The organism is Christiangramia sediminis, from assembly GCF_020552705.1.
Taxonomy (GTDB): domain Bacteria; phylum Bacteroidota; class Bacteroidia; order Flavobacteriales; family Flavobacteriaceae; genus Christiangramia; species Christiangramia sediminis.
Genome location: NZ_JAJBZG010000001.1, coordinates 382,426 through 403,815, shown reverse-complemented (window position 1 = coordinate 403,815; position 21,390 = coordinate 382,426). Strand labels below are relative to the sequence as shown.

Annotated in this window: 16 protein-coding genes; 14 read left to right on the top strand and 2 right to left on the bottom strand. The window is 37.3% G+C overall.

Going from position 1 to position 21,390, the window contains the following annotated elements:
* The first annotated feature begins 40 nt into the window (after window positions 1-40).
* From LGQ90_RS01970 to LGQ90_RS01940, 7 genes are all read left to right on the top strand, one after another.
* Window positions 41-1,822 carry an AMP-dependent synthetase/ligase gene (locus tag LGQ90_RS01970; protein WP_229337587.1) on the top strand — a complete coding sequence of 594 codons (1,782 nt, stop codon included), beginning with the start codon at window positions 41-43 and terminating at the stop codon, window positions 1,820-1,822.
* A gap of 160 nt (window positions 1,823-1,982) precedes the next feature.
* Window positions 1,983-2,435 (top strand): MarR family winged helix-turn-helix transcriptional regulator, encoded by a 453-nt coding sequence (locus LGQ90_RS01965; protein ID WP_229337585.1) that lies wholly within the window; start codon window positions 1,983-1,985, stop codon window positions 2,433-2,435.
* Between the two features lie 18 nt (window positions 2,436-2,453).
* On the top strand, window positions 2,454-4,859 hold the full coding sequence (locus tag LGQ90_RS01960) for a 3-hydroxyacyl-CoA dehydrogenase/enoyl-CoA hydratase family protein (RefSeq protein WP_229337582.1): 2,406 nt from the start codon (window positions 2,454-2,456) through the stop codon (window positions 4,857-4,859).
* A 42-nt stretch (window positions 4,860-4,901) separates the two neighbouring features.
* The gene (locus tag LGQ90_RS01955; RefSeq protein WP_229337580.1) at window positions 4,902-6,092 is read left to right on the top strand and encodes an acetyl-CoA C-acyltransferase; all 1,191 of its coding nucleotides are present in this window, start codon (window positions 4,902-4,904) and stop codon (window positions 6,090-6,092) included.
* Between the two features lie 110 nt (window positions 6,093-6,202).
* Window positions 6,203-8,011 carry an acyl-CoA dehydrogenase family protein gene (locus LGQ90_RS01950; protein WP_229337578.1) on the top strand — a complete coding sequence of 603 codons (1,809 nt, stop codon included), beginning with the start codon at window positions 6,203-6,205 and terminating at the stop codon, window positions 8,009-8,011.
* 164 nt (window positions 8,012-8,175) lie between these two features.
* The gene (locus tag LGQ90_RS01945; RefSeq protein WP_229337576.1) at window positions 8,176-9,243 is read left to right on the top strand and encodes a zinc metalloprotease; all 1,068 of its coding nucleotides are present in this window, start codon (window positions 8,176-8,178) and stop codon (window positions 9,241-9,243) included.
* Window positions 9,244-9,366: 123 nt separating this feature from the next.
* Window positions 9,367-11,124: a mechanosensitive ion channel family protein gene (locus tag LGQ90_RS01940; RefSeq protein ID WP_229337574.1), complete on the top strand. Its 1,758-nt coding sequence runs from the start codon at window positions 9,367-9,369 to the stop codon at window positions 11,122-11,124.
* A gap of 200 nt (window positions 11,125-11,324) precedes the next feature.
* Here the strand turns inward: LGQ90_RS01940 and LGQ90_RS01935 are convergent, their stop codons facing one another.
* Entirely contained in the window at window positions 11,325-13,121 is a 1,797-nt protein-coding gene (locus LGQ90_RS01935; RefSeq protein WP_229337572.1) for a glycoside hydrolase family 15 protein, read from the bottom strand.
* 95 nt (window positions 13,122-13,216) lie between these two features.
* Between LGQ90_RS01935 and LGQ90_RS01930 the strand changes: the two genes are divergently transcribed.
* The 6 genes from LGQ90_RS01930 to LGQ90_RS01905 all read left to right on the top strand — a co-directional run bounded on the left by LGQ90_RS01930 (window position 13,217) and on the right by LGQ90_RS01905 (window position 19,413).
* A complete protein-coding gene (locus LGQ90_RS01930) occupies window positions 13,217-15,430 on the top strand; it encodes a bifunctional alpha,alpha-trehalose-phosphate synthase (UDP-forming)/trehalose-phosphatase (RefSeq protein ID WP_229337570.1) in 2,214 nt (737 codons plus the stop codon).
* Window positions 15,431-15,567: 137 nt separating this feature from the next.
* Window positions 15,568-15,852, top strand: a complete 285-nt coding sequence (locus LGQ90_RS01925) for a YtxH domain-containing protein (protein WP_229337568.1) — start codon at window positions 15,568-15,570, stop codon at window positions 15,850-15,852.
* A 107-nt stretch (window positions 15,853-15,959) separates the two neighbouring features.
* Window positions 15,960-17,315, top strand: coding sequence for a M28 family metallopeptidase (locus LGQ90_RS01920; protein ID WP_229337566.1), 1,356 nt, complete (start codon window positions 15,960-15,962; stop codon window positions 17,313-17,315).
* 14 nt (window positions 17,316-17,329) lie between these two features.
* On the top strand, window positions 17,330-18,178 hold the full coding sequence (locus tag LGQ90_RS01915) for a dienelactone hydrolase family protein (protein ID WP_229337564.1): 849 nt from the start codon (window positions 17,330-17,332) through the stop codon (window positions 18,176-18,178).
* A 177-nt stretch (window positions 18,179-18,355) separates the two neighbouring features.
* Window positions 18,356-18,556 carry a hypothetical protein gene (locus LGQ90_RS01910; protein WP_229337563.1) on the top strand — a complete coding sequence of 67 codons (201 nt, stop codon included), beginning with the start codon at window positions 18,356-18,358 and terminating at the stop codon, window positions 18,554-18,556.
* Between the two features lie 14 nt (window positions 18,557-18,570).
* Window positions 18,571-19,413 (top strand): PRC-barrel domain-containing protein, encoded by an 843-nt coding sequence (locus LGQ90_RS01905; RefSeq protein ID WP_229337561.1) that lies wholly within the window; start codon window positions 18,571-18,573, stop codon window positions 19,411-19,413.
* A gap of 56 nt (window positions 19,414-19,469) precedes the next feature.
* Here the strand turns inward: LGQ90_RS01905 and LGQ90_RS01900 are convergent, their stop codons facing one another.
* On the bottom strand, window positions 19,470-20,435 hold the full coding sequence (locus tag LGQ90_RS01900) for an App1 family protein (RefSeq protein WP_229337559.1): 966 nt from the start codon (window positions 20,433-20,435) through the stop codon (window positions 19,470-19,472).
* 70 nt (window positions 20,436-20,505) lie between these two features.
* On the opposite strand from LGQ90_RS01900, the gene LGQ90_RS01895 reads away from it, so the two are divergent.
* Complete coding sequence (locus LGQ90_RS01895) at window positions 20,506-21,378, top strand: diacylglycerol/lipid kinase family protein (protein ID WP_229337557.1); 873 nt, start codon at window positions 20,506-20,508, stop codon at window positions 21,376-21,378.
* The last annotated feature ends 12 nt before the right edge of the window (window positions 21,379-21,390 follow it).

Genomic DNA, 21,390 nt, shown 5'->3' with positions numbered 1-21,390 from the left:
TTTGCTATTTTGCAAGGCATATTTAAAATTGTTCCTTTACATGAATGAAATAAAACGACTCTTTGACTTCCCTTATTACCAACTTGAGAACCATCCGTTGGAAGAAGCTCTGGCCACAAAATACGATGGTAAATGGAAGACTATCTCCACACAGGAATATATTGACCAAGCCAATACCATTAGCCGGGGTCTTTTAAGATTAGGAGTGAAACCTAACGATAAAATTGCTGTTATTTCTACAAGTAACAGGACAGAGTGGAATGTGATGGATATTGGAATACTTCAAATTGGGGCGCAAAATGTTCCCATTTATCCAACTATTTCTGAAGATGACTATCAATATATATTAAATCATAGTGGAGCAACTTATTGTTTTGTTTCAGATGAAGAGGTCTTGGGGAAAGTTAATTCCATAAAAGGAACCACTGAACTTAAAGAAGTCTATAGCTTTGATGAAATAACCGGTTGTCAAAACTGGAAAGAGGTACTTAAAGGAGGTGAAGATAAATCTAACCAGGATGAAGTTGAAAAACTTAAAAATGCGGTAAAGACAAATGATCTTGCCACCTTAATTTATACTTCGGGTACTACAGGGCGACCTAAAGGTGTAATGCTAACCCATGAAAACATTGTAAGTAATGTTTTAGGAAGTGCACCAAGGGTTCCGTTTGAAATTGGAACTTATAAGGCGTTAAGTTTCCTACCTGTTTGTCATATTTTCGAAAGAATGATCCTTTATCTATATCAGTATTATTCAGTGTCTATCTATTTCGCTGAGTCTATTGAAAAAATTAGTGACAACCTTAAGGAAGTGAAGCCTCATGTAATTACGGCGGTACCAAGGCTTCTGGAAAAAGTTTATGATAAAATCATCGCTAAGGGTACGGCACTTGGCGGGATTAAGCAAAAATTATTCTACTGGGCGGTAGAACTTGGATTGGAATATGAACCTTACGGAGCCAATGGATGGTGGTACGAAACAAGACTCAAACTTGCCAGGAAACTTATTTTTTCCAAATGGAAAGAAGGCCTGGGAGGAAATATTGATCTTATCGTTTCAGGTAGCGCTGCACTACAACCAAGACTGGCCCGGGTTTTTGCAGCTGCAGAAATTCCGGTAATGGAAGGTTATGGTCTAACCGAAACTTCACCGGTTATTGCCGTAAATGATGAACGTAATCATGGTTTCAGAATTGGAACCGTGGGTAAAGTGTTAGACAATGTGGAAGTGAAGATCGCTGAAGATGGTGAGATACTTACCAAAGGTCCTAACGTTATGAAGGGTTACTATAAGGATGAAGAAAAGACTAAAGAAGTAATTAACGGGGACGGGTTCTTTCATACCGGCGATATAGGAGAAATTGATAAAGATGGTTTTCTTAAAATCACAGACCGGAAAAAAGAAATGTTCAAGACCTCTGGTGGGAAATATGTAGCTCCACAATTGATTGAAAACACGATGAAGCAATCTCGCTTTATTGAACAAATTATGGTGGTTGGAGACGGAGAAAAAATGCCTGCAGCCTTAATTCAGCCTAATTTTGAATTTATCGAAGATTGGGCAGGTAGAAAGAATATAGATCTTGGAGAGGGAACTCCTGCAGATATTGCCAGAAATAGCATGGTAAGAGATCGAATTCAGGAAGAAGTAGATTTCTATAATCAAAAATTCGGTAAGTGGGAAAGAGTTAAAACTTTTGAACTTACCCCCGAAGCCTGGACCGTAGAAGATGAACACCTCACCCCTACCATGAAATTAAAACGTCGTATAATTAGAGAAAAATATAAGGATCTCTATGAAAAACTTTATAGCCGCTTTTAAATAGCATTAAGAATTTGACAAAAAAAACTCCTCCCAACCCGAGGAGTTTTTTTGTTTTAAGAATATTAAGGCCAGAAATTCAGTATATTAATATTTTTAAGCGAATTTTATTATGCATGCATAATAATTTTTCCTAACTTTGGATTCATTCAAAATCCAGATGAAAGAAAAAACTATAGATTATGTATTGCGTGCCACCTGGATGGCTGTTTCTAAAATGTATAATGAGGAAGCAGGAAAAGCAGGCAGCACAATGGCCACAGGATTTGCTCTTTTAAGCATAGATCCTGAAGATGGCACCCCATCTACTTCACTTGGCCCAAAAATGGGTATGGAAGCTACCAGTCTTTCCAGAATTTTAAAAACTATGGAAGACAAAGGTCTTATTCTAAGAAAGAAAAATCCTAATGATGGTCGTAGCGTCTTAATTCATTTAACCGAATTTGGAAAAGAAATGAGGGATTATTCTAAAAGGGTAGTTCTAAGGTTTGATGAAGCTGTTAAAGAAAATGTTTCAGATAAAGATTTGAAAACATTTATCGAAGTGGCCAATACTATCATGGAACTAATTAGTGAAAAGAAAATTTATACCGAAGAAATAAAAATCAGGTAAAACAATAAAAATCAAGAAATGAAAAGAAGGATAAATAAAGTCGCAGTGATCGGATCTGGAATTATGGGTAGCGGTATCGCTTGCCATTTTGCCAATATCGGCGTGGAAGTGCTACTTCTGGACATCGTTCCCCGTGAACTCAATGAAAAAGAAAAGAAAAAAGGTCTAAGTCTTGACGATAAAGTGGTTCGCAACAGAATTGTGAACGATTCACTTCAGGAATCGGTAAAATCTAAACCTTCTCCTATTTACCATAAAGATTTTGTAAATAGAATAGAGACAGGAAATTTGCAAGATGATATCGAAAAGGTTTCTGAAGCTGACTGGATCATTGAGGTTGTTGTGGAACGTCTTGATATTAAGAAACAGGTTTTTGAAAACCTGGAAAAGCATAGAAAGCCGGGAACTTTAATTACTTCAAATACATCAGGTATTCCTATCAATTTCATGACCGATGGTAGAAGTGATGATTTCAAAAAGCATTTCTGCGGAACTCACTTCTTTAATCCTCCACGATATTTAAGGTTATTCGAGATCATCCCGGGAAAAGAAACTTCTCCTGAAGTTCTTGATTTCCTTGAGATGTACGGTGAAAAGTTCCTTGGTAAAAAAGCAGTTCTTGCAAAAGATACTCCTGCTTTTATTGGTAACCGAATTGGTATTTTCTCTATTATGAGTCTATTCCATACCGTTAAGGATATGGGAATGACCATCGAGGAAGTTGATAAATTAACCGGACCGGTTATTGGGCGCCAAAAGTCGGCAACCTTTAGAACGGTAGATGTTGTTGGTTTAGATACCCTTGTGCATGTTGCTAACGGCCTATATGAAAACGTTCCGAACGACGAACAACATGATCTTTTCAAATTGCCAGATTTCATCGATACCATGATGGAAAATAAATGGCTGGGTAGTAAAACCGGTCAGGGTTTTTATAAGAAAATTAAAAAAGACGATGGTTCCAGCGAGATCAAATCACTTGATCTCGATTCAATGGAATACCGTGATAGAAAAAGTGCATCTTTCGGCACTTTAGAACAAACAAAATCTATAGATAATGTTGCCGATCGTTTTGAAGTACTTGTAAAAGGAAAAGATAAAGCCGGAGATTTCTACAGAAAGAGTTTTTCCGCACTTTTCGCGTATGTTTCAAATCGTATTCCAGAAATCTCAGACGAATTATATAAGATTGACGATGCGATGAAAGCCGGATTCGGTTGGGAACATGGTCCATTCCAGATCTGGGATGCGATTGGAGTTCAGAAAGGTATTGACATGATGAAGGAAGAAGGTCATGAACCTGCTGCCTGGGTGAACGAAATGCTGGAAAGCGGGAGTGATAGTTTTTACACCGTAAAAGAAGGCAATACTTATTACTATAATATAGACGATAAGAAGCAAACGAAGGTTCCAGGTCAGGATGCATTTATCATTCTCGATAATATCAGGGAATCTAAGGAAGTTTTCAAAAACAGCGGAGTTGTAGTTGAAGATCTTGGTGATGGCATCCTAAACGTAGAATTCCGAAGCAAAATGAATTCTATTGGAGGAGATGTTCTTGATGGAATTAATAAAGCCATAGATATTGCTGAAAAAGATTATCAGGGACTGGTTGTGGCCAATAACGGTAAAAACTTCTCTGTTGGAGCTAATATAGGGATGATATTTATGATGGCTGTAGAACAGGAATATGAAGAGCTGAATATGGCGATCAAATATTTCCAGGATACCATGATGAGAATGCGCTACTCCTCTATTCCAACGGTTTCTGCACCACATGCAATGACCCTTGGTGGTGGTTGTGAACTTTCTTTACACGCAGATAAAGTAGTTGCAGCCGCTGAAACTTATATCGGGTTAGTTGAATTTGGTGTAGGTGTCATCCCCGGTGGTGGTGGAACAAAGGAAATGACGGTAAGAGCTTCAGATACTTATCAAAAGGATGATGTGGAGTTAAACCGATTAAGAGAGAATTTCCTTACCATTGGTATGGCGAAAGTTTCAACTTCAGCCTATGAAGCTTATGATCTTGGTCTTCTTCAAAAAGGAAAAGATATCGTAGTGGTAAATCCAGATAGGCAATTAGCGATCGCTAAAAAGCATGCTTTGCTAATGGCTGAAAATGGATATACTCAGCCAATTGCACGTAGAGATATAAAAGTTCTTGGTAAACAGGCGTTAGGAGCATTCCTAGTAGGAACAGATCAAATGGCTGCAGGAAAATATATTAGCGAACATGATAAAAAGATCGCCAATAAACTAGCTTATGTAATGGCGGGGGGAGATCTTTCAGAAAATCAACTAGTAACTGAACAGTATTTATTAGAACTGGAAAGAGAGGCATTCCTATCGCTTACAGGAGAAAGAAAAACCCTGGAGCGACTACAGCATATGCTGAAAAAAGGGAAACCGCTAAGAAATTAATAGGGGATTAAAAGTTCTAAAAATCAAAAAATACTAAAAACAATGAAAACAGCGTATATAGTAAAAGCATACAGAACCGCAGTAGGAAAAGCACCTAAAGGCGTGTTTCGTTTTAAAAGACCAGATGAACTGGCGGCTGAAACCATCCAGTACATGATGGACAAATTACCTGATTTCGACAAAACACGTATTGACGATGTGATGGTCGGAAATGCCATGCCGGAAGCAGAACAGGGATTGAACGTGGGTAGATTAATTTCTCTTATGGGATTAAAGATCGAGGATGTTCCGGGGATGACTGTTAACAGATATTGTGCATCAGGATTAGAAACAATTTCTATCGCCACCGCAAAGATTCAGAGCGGTATGGCCGATTGTGTCATCGCAGGTGGAGCAGAAAGTATGAGTTATATTCCCATGGGAGGTTACAAACCGGTCCCGGATTATGAAGTAGCGAAAGCAGGAAATGAAGATTATTACTGGGGAATGGGATTAACTGCGGAAGCAGTTGCCAATAAATACAAGGTATCTCGTGAAGATCAGGATGAATTTGCATTCAATTCGCATCAAAAAGCGATTAAAGCACAGGCTGAAGATCGTTTTCAGGATCAGATAGCACCTATCACCATCGATGAAACTTATGTGGATGAGAATGGTAAAAAACAAACAAGATCTTATACCGTAAATAAAGATGAAGGTCCAAGAAAGGATACTTCTATTGAAGTTCTTAATAAGCTTAGACCTGTATTTGCTGAAGGTGGAAGCGTCACTGCCGGAAACGCTTCACAAATGAGTGATGGTGCCGCATTTGTAATGGTAATGAGCGAGGATATGGTGAAAGAATTGAATCTGGAGCCTATTGCCAGGATGGTTAGCTACGCTGCAGTGGGCGTAGAACCAAGAATTATGGGTATAGGACCGGTTCATGCAATTCCAAAAGCTTTAAAACAGGCAGGCCTTAAACAAGATGATATGGAGCTAATTGAATTGAACGAAGCATTCGCTTCTCAGTCTTTAGCCGTAATAAGGGAATTAGGTTTAGATAAAGATAAATTAAATCCAAACGGTGGTGCGATCTCTATGGGGCACCCACTTGGATGCACCGGAGCTAAATTATCTGTTCAGATCTTTGATGAAATGCGTAAGCGTGAATTGAAAAATAAACATTGTATGGTAACGATGTGTGTGGGTACAGGACAGGGTGCTGCCGGCATTTTCGAATTTCTTAATTAGACATAATATCTAAGATCTTCAAAATGAGATTCTTTAAAAATTAAAAAATAACTATAATTGAGAGGCTGAGTCTAAGATCTCACATCTCAATACTAATATCCAAATAAAAAATGAGTACAGATACAGCTAAAAAAGATCTTTTGAGAGGTGGTCAGTTCTTAGTTAAAGAAACTAAGAGTGAAGACGTTTTTACTCCAGAAGATTTCAACGAGGAACAAATAATGATGCGCGATTCCGTTAAGGAATTTGTAGAACGTGAAATTTGGCCTCATAAGGAAGAATTTGAAAAGAAGAATTATGCTCTTACCGAAGAGGTAATGAGAAAAGCCGGGGAACTGGGGTTCCTTGGGGTGGCCGTTCCTGAAGAGTATGATGGATTAGGAATGGGATTCGTCTCTACCATGCTGGTTTGTGATTATATCTCGGGCGCTACAGGATCTGTAGCTACTGCTTTTGGTGCGCATACAGGAATTGGTACGATGCCCATTACTCTTTATGGTACAGAAGAGCAAAAGAAAAAATATGTTCCGAAACTGGCTACCGGTGAATGGTTCGGTGCTTATTGTTTAACGGAGCCAGGTGCTGGGTCTGACGCCAATTCAGGAAAGACCAAGGCGGTTCTTTCTGAAGATGGTAAACATTATAGCATTAGCGGACAGAAAATGTGGATCTCAAATGCAGGATTCGCTAATGTTTTCATCGTTTTCGCGAGAATCGAAGATGATAAAAACATCACCGGATTTATCGTTGAAAATGATAAAGAAAACGGAATCAGCTTCGGAGAAGAAGAGAAAAAGTTAGGAATTCACTCCTCCTCTACCCGTCAGGTATTTTTCAATGAAACGAAAGTTCCTGTGGAGAATATGCTTTCTGAACGTGGAAACGGATTCAAGATCGGCATGAACGCTCTTAACATTGGTCGTATCAAATTAGCAGCAGCTTCTTTAGATGCGCAAAGAAGAGTTACAGATCTTTCTGTAAAATATGCCAATGATAGAGTACAGTTTGACACTCCTATCTCTAAGTTTGGAGCCATTAAATCTAAATTGGCTGAAATGGCCACTTCTGCTTATGTGGGTGAAGCAGCTTCTTATCGTGCCGCCAAAAATATTGAGGACAGGATCAACATACGCCTTGAAGAAGGAGCTTCACATTCTGAAGCTGAATTAAAAGGTGTGGAAGAATATGCTATAGAATGTTCTATTCTTAAAGTTGCCTGTTCTGAAGATGTTCAGAATTGTAGTGATGAAGGAATCCAGGTATACGGAGGTATGGGATTCTCTGCAGATACTCCAATGGAATCTGCGTGGAGAGATGCAAGAATTGCCAGAATTTATGAAGGTACCAATGAGATCAACAGAATGTTATCTGTTGGAATGTTGGTGAAAAAAGCAATGAAAGGTCATGTAGATCTTTTAGGTCCAGCTACAAAGGTGGCTGATGAGCTTACTGGAATTCCTTCGATGGAAAAACCTGATTATTCAGAATTGTTTGCTGAAGAGAAAGAGATGGTAGCCAAACTGAAAAAAGTATTTTTGATGGTTGCTGGTAGTGCAGTTCAGAAATTTGGACCTCAACTGGAAGAACATCAGCAATTATTACTGGCTGCTTCAGATATTCTGATCGAGATCTATATGGCTGAATCTGGAATTCTAAGAGCTGAGAAAAATGCTAAAAAATTAGGTGTTGATGCTCAAAAGGAACAGATCGCTATGGCTAAATTATATTTATATCATGCCGTTGATACTGTAAATACGAAAGCTAAGGAAGGAATTGGTTCTTTCGCTGAAGGTGATGAGCAACGAATGATGTTGATGGGTCTTAAACGATTCACTAAATACACCAATATGCCAAATGTTGTAGAACTTAGAAATACTATTGCAGAAAAACTGACTTCAGAAAATAAATATTGTTTCTAATAGAAACATTCTTTTAAACTGAAAAGAGCCACCCACTGAGGTGGCTTTTTTTATTCACTATTTTGAATAAAATTTCAATAACGGCACAAAAACTTTCGAATTATATTAAGAAAACTTAAAAATTTAAATATATTCGGGCAAAATCAAACAAAACCCTATTAATTATGAAAAAAGTTATTCTAGGAATGGCAGCAATGGCATTTCTATTTGCTTCTTGTGAGCAGGACCCCAAAGAAACTGTGACAGAAGATCAACAGGCTCAGGTAGACATGAGTGATTTCTACCTTTACACCGATGCCGATTCAGATGGTAAAAGTGCTGAAAATGGCAAAGCCAAATGTTATTCTATGAGAAATCTTAACCGTCTTCTTAACGAGAATAAAGGTTTACACAAAAAAATGTATGATGTAGAATTTCATACCAGAAAAATCCTCGCAAAAAAACCTGATGGTGCCGGAAATGGAAACGGTGGTGGAGGAAATGATGGTGGAGATGGTGGAACTACAGATCCTACAGACAATCTTGGTGTAGTTAATATCCCTGTAGTAGTTCATGTAGTTTACAGTAACTCTCAGGAGAATATTTCAGATCAACAAATTAATTCCCAGATCGCTGTTTTGAATGAAGATTTTAGAGCTACCAATAGCGATGCGGGTAATACACCTTCAGAATTTGCAAATCTCGTAGCAGATTCAGAAGTTTCATTTACACTTGCTGCTGTAAACCGTTACAGTAATTCAAGAACTGAATGGGGAACCAGAGATGAAGTAAAAGCTACTTACCCTCCAACTTCACCATCTTCAACCTTGAATATCTGGGTGGCAAATATTGGTGGTGGAATTCTAGGTTATGCACAATTTCCAGGAGGTCCGGCAGCTACCGACGGTGTTGTAATCTCTCCGCAATACTTCGGAACTACAGGTTATGTAGCCGCTCCATATGATGGAGGTAGAACTGCAACCCATGAAGTTGGTCATTACTTAAACCTTCGTCACATCTGGGGTGATGGAAGATGTAAGCAAGATGATTTCGTAGCGGATACTCCAGATTCTGATGGTCCTAACTACGGATGTCCTTCATACCCTACTGTTAACTGTAGATCTACAGATATGACTATGAACTATATGGATTATGTATATGATGAGTGCATGTATATGTTCTCTGAAGGTCAAAAATCACGTATGAGAACTATCTTTATGGATGGTGGATCAAGAACTGGTTTTGTGAACTAAATTAATTTAATATCAAAAAATTAAAGCCACCCATTCGGGTGGCTTTTTTTATTTGTAATATCCATGAGATTTTAATTCTATTCCTATTTATATTATCTTGAATTACCGACCAAAAAAATAGCAATGAACTCTACCAAGATTAAGCTGGCTCTTTTACTAATACTGCTGAATTGTTCTGTAAGTTATCCTCAACAGCAAAAGGATGATACTATCAACCAGTCTGAAGATCAAAAACTACCCCTGAAGAACGAAGTTATTGAAGATAGTACTGCTAATGCAGGTAATTCTTTAGGAGAATATAACGAAGCATATTACAAGGTTAATCGCTGGAATAAAGGAATTGGTTATCCTCCAGAGGATATCAATCTGCAAACACCTCAGGCAGCTCTGGAACACTTCATCATCAACTCCAGGAATAAGGATTTCAGACAGGCAGCTTACGTTCTTAATATGAATTTATTGCCTGATGATATCAATATGGAACAGGCCGCGGTACTTGCAGAAAAGCTTTATTTTTTAATGGAGAAAAAAATAGCTGTGGGTTGGGAGGAACTATCAGATCGACCAGACGGCCAGATAGATTTCAGTACCTCGACCAACAAGGCGATCGCAGGAAAAGTTAGGAGAAGTGTAAGTTTTGGTAAAACAGATTTTAAGAACAGGGATATCACGTTCAGGCTTCAGAGAGTGAAATACAAAGACAAAAGTCCCATCTGGCTTATTTCCGCTCAAACGGTTGAAAATATTGAACCGCTATATAGATCATTTGGTCCACGAAAACTGGACAGAATGATCCCTGAATGGATCAGTTTTCAGATACTGGGTATTCCAATATGGAAACTTATAGGTACTATCCTGCTTCTAATGTTAGGCTACTTTGTAGCGAAGGTCGTCTCGCATTACATCAGAAAAATATTTTCTAATACAAACAAATACTGGATCAAAAATATTGCAATTCGTCTCGCATCACCTGCTGGTGCCGCCGTAGGTATTCTGGTATTTTATCTTTTACTAAATAACTTAATTTCCTTTACCGGTGAATTGGCCAGAGGTTTATACACCCTCCTACTAATTGCCTTTATTAGTATTTTTACCTGGCTTGTAATGAGGGTGATAGATTATATAATGGATTTCTTTGCGGAAAATAAAGTGGGTGAGCTCCAGGAACAAAATGAAGACGCAAAGAAAATGATGACCTATATTTCTATAGGTAGAAGGATCTTTATTTTTATTATTGTGATCCTGGGCATTTCAGTGATATTTTCGCAGTTCCCGTCCTTAGAGAGACTTGGAATTTCTTTAATGGCTTCAGCCGGGATCGCAACTATTGTCTTTGGTATTGCTGCACAGAGTACTTTAGGTAATATTATTGCCGGGGTGCAGATAGCTATTACCAAACCTGCGAAAATCGGGGATTCTGTTATCATAGAAGATTCATTTGGGTATGTAGAGGATATTACCTTTACCTATATGGTCTTAAAGACCTGGGATCTTCGCAGGAAAGTTATTCCATTAAAAGTGGTCATATCAAATAGTTTTGAAAATCTCTCCATGACCAATTCCCAAACGAATGGAATTGTTAAAGTCTATGCAGATCATCGTATAGACGTTTCAAAGGTTCGTGAAAAATGGGCTGAACTTGTCAAAAGTTCAGAACTCTGGGATGGTGATGAAGAAAAAAGTCCCGCGGTTCAGGTTACTGAAATGACCCACCAGGCTCTCGAAATAAGATGCCTATGTAGCGGTAAGGATTTTATCACTACCTGGGATCTACACTGCGAGTTAAGAGAAAAGATCGTAAAATATGTTTCAGAATTAGAAGATGGTTTCTATTTAACAAAGGAAAGAGTAGAACTGGAAAAAAAGAAAAACTCTGAATAGTCTTCGAAAAGCTTACAGGTTAAACTATGCTACCAAATTTATGATTTTCAGTATATTGACTAACCTTAAAATTGAAAACTCCAATTGAATACTTGCACTGAAAAAAAAAGACTCTTTATATTATTGGCGGAATAGTGATTCTTGTTATCAGTTTTTCTATCGTCTATTATATCCTGAGACAAATTGTATAAAATCAGTAATTAATCCTGAAACATCATACCTTCGGTAGCAATTCCTTTGCTAAAATTAGCCGCAGTCTCTATAAGAGCTAGATGAGAATATGCCTGGGGGAAATTTCCCAGTAGCCGTTTTGTCTTAAAATCTATATCCTCGCTGAACAATCCTAAATGATTACTATAAGAAAGAAGCTGATCAAACATTGCTCTGGCTTTTTTCTTTTCCCCGATCTTGTAAAGACTGTCAATTAACCAGAAAGTACAAATAGTAAAGGATGAAGTTGGTTTTCCAAAATCATCATTATTTCTATATCGGTACATCAAACCGTCTTCACAAAGCTCTCTCTCAGTAGCCTGAACAGTACTTATAAATCTTGGATCATCTGCCTCTATAAATCCATAAGATTGCATCAGGAGTGTAGAAGCATCAAGATCTGAGGAGCCATAATATTGTGTATAGGCCTGCTTTTCTTCATTCCATCCATTCTGATAAATATCCTGATAGATATCTTCTCTTAGGGCTTTCCATTTGGTATCATTGATTCCCATTCGTAACACCTCCCCTATTTTAATAGCTCTGTCTATAGCTACCCAACATAGAAGTTTTGAGAATACAAAATGACGATCTTCGGTTCTTAATTCCCAGATACCTTTATCTGGTTTCTTCCAGTTCTCCTCTACAATCATCACAATTCCTCTAACCACGGTCCAAAGGGCTTCTGAATTTTCAAGCGAGGTTTCAAACATTAAGAATTGCTGATAGATAACTTCCATCAGAATTCCATAAATATCATTCTGCTTTTGAATATAGGCAGCATTACCTGTTCTAACCGGACTGGAACCCTTATAACCTTCCAGATGGTTTAAAATATGCTCGGTAAGTTCCTTTTCACCATTTATACCATACATGATCTGTATCTTCTCATCTTTATGAGGTATGATATCCAATATGAATTGCAGGAAGCCTTTAGCCGATTTTATATGTCCAAGTCCTGCCATTACCTTTATAACCATAGATGCATCACGAATCCAGCAGAATCTATAATCCCAGTTACGTTCCTCTCCAATTGTTTCTGGCAATGAAGTGGTAGCTGCTGCAAGCACGGCACCAGATTTTTTATAACTCAGAGCTTTTAATACCAGTGCACTTCGCATGATCTCATTTCCGTAATGAGTATAACGGGTTGATTTATCACTCCAGTTCATCCAGTAAACCTTGGTCCTTTGAAATTTTAAATAAGACCTGTCTAAAGATTGCTCTACCAGTTTTTCGTGGTAACCAACCAGGCAATATGAATTTCCGGTAAGTGTAAGTTCATTTTTTTGGAGAATATCATCCAGGTTAAAACTGGAGTAGAAATAAGTTGAATCGTATTTTCCTTCCTTGGTAAAACTTTTAATGTATTCACCTTTGTTCTCGTTATAAGTCTTTTCTCTGGCAAAATCCAGTTTTGGATCATACTTGATCCTGAATTTTGGTTTTCCGCTAATTAGTCTAAAAAATCTAATCACATCTGGCGGAGCATAATAAGAGCCATCTTCCCGCGGATATCTCGGCATAAAATCTATAAGCTGAAACGAGTCTTTACCATTATCAAAAACAGTACTTAGAATATTGGTTTCCCAGAGGTATTCCTGTTGTATATCATACTCATCACTAATTTCTATCTCAAAGCTACCTCCTTTTTTTTCATCCAGTATTTTGGCAAACATAGCTGATGAATCAAAATTAGGCATACAACACCAGTCAAGGGAACCTGTTTTTGAAATTAATGCTGCACTTCTACAATTGCTTATTATACCGTAATCAAGGTTATCCATATATCTTAAAAATCTTATAAATCAATGGCTGTGTAAAATGATTTTCGGAAATTTAGTAAAAATCGAATTCGTCACAACAGCATTTACATTAAATTATGAGTAAAACGATCATTATTTCCAACCGATTACCATTACAGGTTTCAATAGAAAACAACGAGCTGGAAGTGACTCCGAGCGTGGGAGGACTTGCAACAGGCTTAAAATCATTTCATAAGGATGGAGATAGTATCTGGATTGGTTGGCCAGGATTGACTGAAGAAGAAATTCCCGCTCATCTTAAAGATGAAGTTCAGAAAAAGGCTAAAGAAGAAAATTGTGTAGCCCTGCACTTAACTTCAGATGAGATTGACGGATTTTACTACGGCTTTAGTAACAGAACTATTTGGCCGCTATTCCATTATTTTATGGAATATACAGAATCTGATGACGATTACTGGCGCTATTATAAGCAGGTAAATCAAAAATATGCTGATGAAATTCTTAAACATTATGAAGATGGAGATGTAATCTGGGTTCATGATTATCAATTACTACTAGTACCCAATATGATTCGGGAGAAGGCACCAGACGCGATCATTGGTTTCTTTAACCATATTCCCTTTCCTTCTTATGAAGTATTTCGAACACTCCCGTGGCGGGATGAAGTGCTTCAAGGAGTTCTTGGTGCAGACCTTATAGGATTTCATACTTACGACTATGAACGTCACTTTTTGAGTTCGGTAAGTCGTATTTTACGATATCAGGTAGATTTTAATGAAATTACTTTGCCAGACAGGATTGTAAAGGTTGACTCCTTCCCCATGGGAATAGATTATAAAAAGTTTGAGCAGGCGGCCCTGGATCATTTTGAAAGCACCTCTGCAGATCAATCTGAATTACAGAGAAGATTAGATCATCATCTGGAAGCCACACCAGATGCTAAAATGATACTAAGTATAGACAGGCTGGATTATACTAAGGGAATTGCCCACCGTATACGGGCTTATGAATATTTCCTTGACAAAAATCCGGAATATATCGAAAAAGTAAGACTGGTAATGCTAGCCGTTCCTTCCCGCTCCAATGTTCCGCAATACAGAAGACTAAAAAGAGAAATAGATGAACTGGTGGGTAGGATAAATGGTAAATTCTCCACGGTTAGCTGGACACCAATCTGGTACTTTTATAGATCTATGCCTTTTGAAAATTTAATAGATCTTTATACCACTTGCGATATTGCCTTACTAACACCTATTAGAGATGGGATGAATCTGGTAGCCAAAGAATATATCGCCACCAGGACCAATAAAAAAGGTGTTCTTATTTTAAGTGAAATGGCAGGTGCTGCACATGAAATGAATGAAGCCCTGATCATTAATCCTAATAATTTCGAACAGATCTCAGAAGCGCTTAAAACAGCGATTGAAATGCCTGAAGAAGAGCAGATAGAAAGAAACAAAATGCTTCAGAAGAGGTTAAGACGTTATAGCGTGGAGAAATGGGCAGAAGATTTTATGAAATCATTGAAGGGAACCAAAGAGAATAGGGATTCCTTTAAATCTATAAGAGTGACTTCTGAAATTTCTCAGGAAATGATGAACCAATTTCAGAATGCCAAAAAAAGAGTCTTATTTATAGACTATGACGGAACGCTGGTGAATTTTGTAGATAAACCTGAAAATGCGCGACCAGATTCAGATTTAAAAGAACTGATTAGAACATTGAATTCTCAGGAAAATACAGATGTAATTCTGATAAGTGGTAGAGACAAAAATACCCTTGGGACCTGGTGGAAAGATGTCCCTGTAGAATTGATTTCTGAACATGGGGTATGGATGAGACAAATTGATGGAGAATGGGAACTTTCAGAAAATGTAAAAAGTGAATGGATGGATGCCGTTAGACCGGTCATTGAAAATTTCGTAGATCGCACCCCGGGTACCTTTATCGAAGAAAAAAATTACTCCCTAGCCTGGCATTATAGAAAAGCCGATCCGGAACTAGGAGAAATTAGAGCTAATGAATTAAGTAATGTATTAAAAGAACTAATTTCCAATCGGGGCTTGAGTGTTTTGGAAGGAAATAAGGTACTGGAAATAAAAAGTAGCGGTGTAAATAAGGGAAAGGCTTCTTCCAAAAAACTAGTGGGAAAAGATTATGATTTCATCTTTGCTATTGGCGATGACTGGACAGACGAATATATGTTTCAGGATCTTCCTGAAACTTCTTATACTGTGAAAGTTGGGATCAAGAAAACCAGTGCCAGATACTATGTAGAGGGAACTTCTAAAGTTCGTGATCTATTAGAAAAATTTAAAGAAAATATGTAGCTGAATTTCCATGTTAAATTATTTAGGAATTCCTGTAAAAGTTTAAATATACATTAACTCAAAGTAGATGGCTTAACTTCATTTTCTGCTTAATTTTACCATTGAATTTAAATCGAACCAATTTAAAACCAAATTCTATGAAATCAGGAAAATTGTTATTAGGTCTTGTATCCGGAGCTCTAGCGGGAGCTGTAGTTGGACTTTTATATGCACCTAAAAAAGGAAAAGATACGCGTAAAGCTATCACAGATAAAGGAGATGATTACATCAAAGGAGCCAATAAAAGTATCCATGAATTTACAGATTCTGTAAATCATAAAATGGAAGCTCTTAAAGCTAGAACAAAAGCGAATCTAGCAGGATCAAAATCTGAAGAGAAAATGAACAAGGCGAAAGCAGAAATGCACGATGTAGCCAGTTAATTTATAGAAAAATTGATAATAACAAAGCCTCGGGATTTCCCCGGGGCTTTGTTATTTTATATATACCGGAAACTTCTGTATTTTAGGGACCTAATTAAATAAATACTATGAAAATAATATCCCCCATTAAAATTCTAAGCCTGTTAAGCGTAGCCGTTTTTTCTCAATCTGTAAATGCTCAGGATACAGATAAGCGACTATATGAAATAATTGAAAAAGTTTCAGCCGACAGTATCGAACACGATATTAGAAAACTGGCGGGTTTTGGCACCAGAAATACTTTTAGTGATACTGTATCTGATACCAGAGGAATAGGTGCCGCAAGAAGATGGATTAAATCTGAATTTGATAATATATCAGATAATTGCGACAACTGTCTGGATGTTTTCTATCAGAAAGATCATGTAACTCCAGAAGATGGGCAACGTATCCCACATGCGGCCTGGGTGGTTAATGTGGTTGCAATTCAAAAAGGGACCAGGTATCCCAATAGATATATCATCATGAGTGGAGATATAGATTCGCGTGCAAGCAACACTATGGATTTTACCACGGATGCTCCTGGAGCAAATGACAATGCCAGCGGAATGGCCGGTACCATGGAAGCTGCCAGGGTATTGTCTAAATATGATTTTGAAAGTAGTATTATTTATGTAGGACTTTCCGGTGAAGAACAGGGTTTGTTCGGTGGTAAAGGTCTTGCGGAATATGCTAAAAAGAATAACTGGGAAGTTATTGGCATTCTTAATAACGATATGATCGGGAATATTGAAGGTGTGGACGGAGTGATAGATAACCGAAGTTTCAGAATATTTTCTGAACCGGTCCCTCCTACCGAAACTGAACAGGAAAGAAGAATGCGAAGATTTTATGGTGGAGAAGTTGATGGAATCTCAAGACAACTTGCCAGATATGTTCATCATACAGTAGAAACCTATATGCCAGAAATGAATCCTATGATGATCTATCGCCTGGATAGATTTGGCCGTGGCGGTCACCATAGACCTTTTAACGATCTTGGATTTGCAGGTATTCGTATAATGGAAGCTCATGAAAATTATAATCGTCAGCATCAGGATATACGTACCGAAAATGGTATTGAATATGGTGATGTGATTGAAGGGGTGAATTTTAATTACGCGAAGAAACTCACCGCAGTCAATGCTATAAACCTTGCAAGTCTGGCCTGGGCTCCTCCAGCTCCGTCGAAAGTGGAAATTGGAGGAATTGTAGAACCAAGCACTAAACTTCGATGGGAACCTGTTGATGGTAATATTGTTGGATATAAAATATATTGGCGTGATACTACGGCCTCACAATGGCAGCACTCGAGATTTGTAGGGAAGCTTACAGAATTTACCTTAGAAGGCATCGTAATAGATAACTATTTATTTGGGGTGGCTGCAGTTGGAGAAAATGGGCATGAAAGCATGGTGGTTTTTCCTTCCGGAACTTTTAGATAATTAATATTCAGTTTATGAAAAATATAAAATTTGTCTTTGCTCTTGTTATTCTTAGCCTAAGTTTTTATTCCTGTAAGAATGAAAAGAAATCTGAAAAAACTTCTGTGGAAGTAAAAAGTCAGGTAAAAACGACTTCAGAATCTGGAGAGCTTTCTAATTCCCCCAGGCATCATGAATGGGTAACATTATCTCACGGAGACAGAGAATTTGAGGCTTTTGTGGTATATCCGGAAAAAAAGGAAAAAGCTAAACCGGTTATTGTTATCCATGAGAATAGAGGATTAAATGATTGGGCTCGCCTATTTGCTGATAAGCTTGCGGAAAAAGGATATCTGGTAATAGCTCCAGACCTAATTTCGAATACTGTGGAAGGAAAAAAGCGGACTACAGATTTTGATAATTCAGATGCGGCCAGGGATGCTATTTATGATCTTAAACCCGAACAGGTTACGGCAGATCTCGATGCTGCTTATGAATATATTAAAAATGACCCTGCTTCTACCGGGGAGGTTGCTGTGGTAGGTTTTTGCTGGGGAGGCTCACAAACTTTCAGATATGCGACCAATAATAAAAATATAACTTCCGCTCATGTATTCTATGGAACTGCCCCAGAAGATGCATCAGTTTTTTCAAATATATCAGCGCCTGTTTATGGCTATTATGGTGGGAATGACAACAGGGTTAATTCAACTATAGAAAACACTGAAAAGATGATGAATGATGCAGGTAAGACCTATGAATATGAAATTTACGAGAATGCCGGTCACGCATTTATGAGAAGTGGCCATGAAACAAATGCTGAAGAAGGGAATAAAAAAGCACATGATAAAGCCTGGAAAAGATTATTAGAGCTACTTCCGTAGTTCAATATAAATAATATTTCAAAAGCCGGATATTTTAAAAATGTCCGGCTTTTTATTTTCAAAATTTTACCTCTACTCCAAACAAAAGACTAATTAACAATACTTTACACTAAGATTAATTAAAATTAGCACTAGTCCTTGGTAATTTAGATATGATCAACCAAATAAATTTGAATTATGGCAGATATCAGAATAGAAAAAAAGAAGCCAGTTTGGCCATGGATACTACTAATCGTCATTTTAGCTGTGGTGGCATTTCTGTATATATACGGAAGCATGGACAGTGAAGAAAACGATGATAAGGAACCTGAATTAGAAGAAGTGACTTATGTAAAACCACAATTGGATTTACATAAAAATGTAAAGGAGATTAGTTAATTAAAACGAAAGTTATGAGTACAAAAGAGAAGCACTTATATTATTTAAATGAACTGAAGGATTATAAGGTAAACCATAAAGATCAGGATATTAGAGGCTGGATGGTTAAAGACCTGGACAATAGGATTATTGGTAAAGTTGACAACCTGCTGGTAAATAAAGAACTAGGGAAAGTGGTCTATGTAGATGTGGAAGTAGATCAAAGTATTATAGATACCAACCATGATCCTTATTCCTCGAATCCTAATTCTGAAATTAAAGAATTCCTTAATAAAGACGGGGAAAATCATATTATCATTCCCATTGGGCTAATTGATCTTAATCTGGATGATAAATATGTATATACGCAAAGCATCAATTATCAGACATTTGCTGAAACCAAGCGTTACCGTTCAGGAAATACAATTAGCAGGGATTATGAACAGCATGTATTAGGTTCTTATGAAAGAAGAAAAGATCACTACAACAGAGAAGATGAGTTAAAAAGAACCAGAACTGCCTATACCGATGCTGAGTTAGAAGAAAGAAGGAGAAAAGAAGAAGCTGCTGGCATAAATGATTCCAGGTTACATGATGACCGAAATGAAAATGAGACAGAGGAAAGAATTCGCAGAGAAAAAGAAAACCTCAGGTATAAGAGTCAAGAGCATAACCGGCCGGTAGACGATCATAATCGGGCTATGCACCATCATGATACTCATCATGATCTTCAGCCAGAAAGAAGTCTCGATGAGGATAGTAACTGGTTAAGAGATGATCGCAACTTTGAAGATGAAGATTTTCACGAAAACAGGCGTAATAGAAATAGAACTGATGAGGATTTTTATGACCGGCGAGAATTCTATAACAGAGAATAAACTACTAAAAATGGGAAGTCTAAAAGCTTCCCTTTTTTTTATACATAGGAGGTATATTAAATGATATTCTCTCTTTCAGAATGATGTATCGCTTTTTCACTATCTCTAAAATAACAGGTGCTAACATTCATACTGTTTAAATTCGCCATAACTTTTTGAACTTTCTTATTTTGCTTACTGGTAGTTTGCCTAATATAAACGGCTTTTATATTCTTCGGAAAAGTCTTGCAAATTCGCTCATACAAATAGGGATCATGTTGTGAATCATCACCAATTAGGACATATTGAATATGAGGATAAAACGAAATTATATCTTTTATCTTGATGAATTTATGATCATGGTTACCCCTACCCGATCTTACAAAATCCCGTAATCCTGTTTTAATCTTCTTTAGCTTGATCACCGCTTTGGGAAGTTCATGAAGATCTGCAAATTCGGCAATAAAATCATACAGGTTCCATTCACTGCTGGAAACATAAAAAAAGGAATTCGACGAGTGTTCACTATCCTGCCCTGCCCTGCTTAAACGTTTGTAGTGTTTGACCACATCGTTGAAGATTTTTCTTTTATTAATATTCTTGGAAAGCATAACGTATAGCTTTTTAAAGAAGCTGTTACTATGGGAGATAAGAAAAGTATCATCTATATCTGAAATTATTCCAAGTTTGCCTGGGTAGGGTTTTAATAATTCCCCTAATTCCACCATCCCGAATTCATACATTTTACAACTCACCTCGTAAGTATGCCAACCCGGATCCAGATCAGCCTTATAAGGTATCGTAAACCTAAAATAGCCGTCTTCCTGAGTTTTGGTAGTCACATCCAGGTCCTTGAATTTCAATCTTACCTCAAAGTTTTCTAATGGCTTTATGCGGAATTTATGCAGAATAGCATAGGCATGCTTGATTCCTCTTTTCTCAATACTGTACTTATCTGGCGCCCAGGATTCAAATAAATGTCCAAAAACTATCAGTTCTTCATCATTTACATATCCTCTGTAAAGCTTTAGGTCGAGTTTCAAAATATTAGCCTTTTTTTAAAATTCCTTCACTCCAAATTAATTAATTTTAGGGATTTCAGATATAGACCGTATGAATTTTAAGGAAGTTTTATTGGTTGTAAATCCTATTTCAGGACAGACAGATAAGAAAAAAATCATTTCTATAGTTCAAAAAAAATTAAATGAAAAGAATTTGATTTTTCATCTTTATGCGACCACGGGGAAAAATGATAAAGAAAAGATCCAATCTGAGATCACAAAAAATAGTATTGAGCGAATCATAGTTGCGGGTGGTGATGGTACCATTAATCTGGTAGCCGAAGCTATTAAAAAAACTAAAATCACCTTAGGTATTATTGCAGCGGGTTCTGCTAACGGCCTGGCAGAAAACCTTAATCTACCTCAGATCCTGGAAGAGCAATTGGAAACTGCCTTGGGATCTAATTTTATAGACCTGGATATCTTATGTCTTAATGATGCAATATGTCTTCATATTGCCGACCTGGGGATTAATGCCGAACTCATTAAAAACTATGAAAGTTCTTCAATTAGGGGAAAAGTTGGATATTTTATCAACTCTATTCCAACTCTTATTAAAAGTGAATATCCTTTTAACTTTTTTATTGAAACAAATAATACAACCCGGGATGCTAAAGCAGTCTTACTGGGTATTGCGAATGCAAATAAATATGGAACCGGGGCAAATGTGAATCCTAATGGTAAACCAAATGATGGAATTTTCGAGATCCTGGTCTTCAAAAAATTAAATCTCCTGGAGATCTTAAAGACCTTACGTAATGAAACAGATCATGATCCAGATTTCGTGGAAATTATTCCAGCGACCTCTGCGAAGATCAGTTGTAAAAAACCTGTATCCTTTCAGATAGATGGAGAATATATAGGAGAAGAAACAGAAATCGAAATAAAAATATTAGCCGAAAAACTAAGAATTGCGGTTCCCTAAATAATACTCTTC